Source organism: Amycolatopsis sp. NPDC049253 (genome assembly GCF_040678995.1).
Lineage (GTDB): Bacteria > Actinomycetota > Actinomycetes > Mycobacteriales > Pseudonocardiaceae > Amycolatopsis.
In genome coordinates, this window is record NZ_JBFAQX010000075.1 from 1 (window position 1) to 2,097 (window position 2,097).

At 66.5% G+C, this 2,097-nt stretch carries 2 protein-coding genes; one reads left to right on the top strand and one right to left on the bottom strand.

Annotated features, from left to right (window positions below):
• Positions 1 to 249 precede the first annotated feature (249 nt).
• A complete protein-coding gene (locus AB0K15_RS47970) occupies positions 250 to 1,383 on the bottom strand; it encodes an IS701 family transposase (protein WP_364067918.1) in 1,134 nt (377 codons plus the stop codon).
• Positions 1,384 to 1,438: 55 nt separating this feature from the next.
• Between AB0K15_RS47970 and AB0K15_RS47975 the strand changes: the two genes are divergently transcribed.
• A complete protein-coding gene (locus AB0K15_RS47975; protein ID WP_364067920.1) occupies positions 1,439 to 1,891 on the top strand; it encodes a hypothetical protein in 453 nt (150 codons plus the stop codon).
• The last annotated feature ends 206 nt before the right edge of the window (positions 1,892 to 2,097 follow it).

Below are 2,097 nucleotides of genomic sequence, written 5' to 3' on the forward strand. Positions count from 1 at the left end.
CGGCCTTGAACTGAGCGCTGAATCTCCGACGCTGCTCGGGCATACACCCATCCTCTCAGACAGGAGGCCCTGTCCAAGATCCTTGGTACACCCCAGAGTGGGTAGCCGCGTCTTTGTAGTGGCTGAGGCGGGCTTGGTGTTGTCGTCGGCGGCGGAAGGGGGAACAGGCCCAGATGTGGTCGGCTGTGTCGGTGACACGCAGGGCGAGTTTGGTGAGCAGGCGCCGGATCTCCGGCAGCGTGAATCCGATCATGCCTGGTTCGGCGGCACTGGTTCCCCTTTTATGGCAAGGGATCGCGACACTGCGAGCCAGGCGTGGGCGAGCATGGACAGGGTGATGTGGGCGTACCACGCTCGCCAGGATCGGACCTGATACTGATCGAGTCCGGCTTCGTTCTTGGCCTGCTGGAAGCACTCCTCGATCCGCCAGCGGGTGCCGGCGATCCAGGCCAGATCCAGCAGCGTCGAGCGACGGGGCCCGTAGCAGACGTAGTAAGCAATCTCGGCCGGATCCGAGAGCGAGCGGCGGGCCAGCAGCCAGTGCCCGCGCCCAGACTGCCAGCCGATCCGGATCGGCACCCGCGCCCAGTCGTACTCCCGCGGCCCGTGGGCACCGGCCCCGACCGACAACCGCCGCCATGACCGGGCAGGCAGGTCTGCGATGAGCTCGTCGGCGCGGGCTTCGCGGCCGCCGGCGGTGACCAGGGTGTCGTTGACCTTGGTGGCCAGCACATGCGCCGCGTCGCAGGCCTCCAGCCACAATCTCAGGTACTTGACCTGCCCATAGGCCTCATCGGCGGTGACCCACGCGAACGGCACCTTCGCGGCGAACGCCCGCGCCAGCATCGCCATGGCCTGGCACGGCTTGGTCTCGAACTCGGTCCCCTGCGGGATCCCCGCCCGCCGGCACCGGGCGGGGGCAGCGATCCACGGCTCGGGCAGATACAACTCCCGGTCGATCAGTGCATGCCCGCCGCCACCGGCATAGGCCAGGAAGGTTCCGATCTGGCAGTTCTCGATCCGCCCCGCAGTTCCCGAATACTGCCGCTGCACCCCCGCCGACATCGTGCCTTTCTTCAGGAACCCGGTGTCATCCACGATCAGCACTCCGCCCGGTTCACCGAGATGCTCGATCACATAGTCCCGCACGTCATCACGGACGCCGTCGATGTCCCAGTCCGCCCACCGCAGCAACCGCTGCATCCCGTCCGGCGAGACTTCACCGGCCTGCTCGGCCAGCGTCCACCCGTTCTTCCGCTCCAACCCCGCGACCAGCCCGGACACATACTCCCGAGCCCGGGCCCGCGGCTCCGACCGCGCGAACCGGCCCCCGATCCGCTCATACACCCGGTCCAGCTGATCCATCACCACATCGACCACCACCAGAATGATCTACCACAACACCACTAACTGCCGTTGCAGTACTAGGCCCATTTCGGTGAACAGCACCGCACGCCAGCCATCTAGCTTCGGCTCGTACGCTCGCAACCAGCCAGGACGCGACTCCGGCTCCTCCCGCGCGGACACTCCGCGCATCGCGGTCAAGGTCCTCGAAGGACGCGCCGCCGGCGAGCACACCGAACGCAACCTCATCCTCGACCTGGCGCTCGCGCTGGCAGAGGACCGCCGCTGCGACATCGTCCGCAAAACCCGCAACGGGCCTCGGCTCCGCCCGTGCCCGCGGCCGCACCGGCGGCCGCCCCCGCGTCGTCGACGCCGACAAACGCCGTATCATCCTCGCTCGGCACGCCGACGGCGTGCCGATGGACCCCTTGGTGGCGTGGGCGATGGTGCGGATGGACTTCCTGCCGTCGTCGTTCGGCACTGTTCGGTCATGCAGACCGCCTCTTTCGCTTCGCTCGACTTCATGCGTGCGATCCAGCTGCTGTGACTGAAACGCAACCAGCGGAGTCAGTCCGCGTCGCTCCCGCAGGTAATACGAGGAAATGCCGCGAGTTTGAGACTGATCATGGGTGACATCGTCGCGAGACAACCGAGTATGCCTAGTACTGCAACGGCAGTTGGTGGTGTTGTGGTAGATCATCCTGGTGGTGGTCGATGTGGTGATGGATCAGCTGGATCGGGTGCATGAGCGGA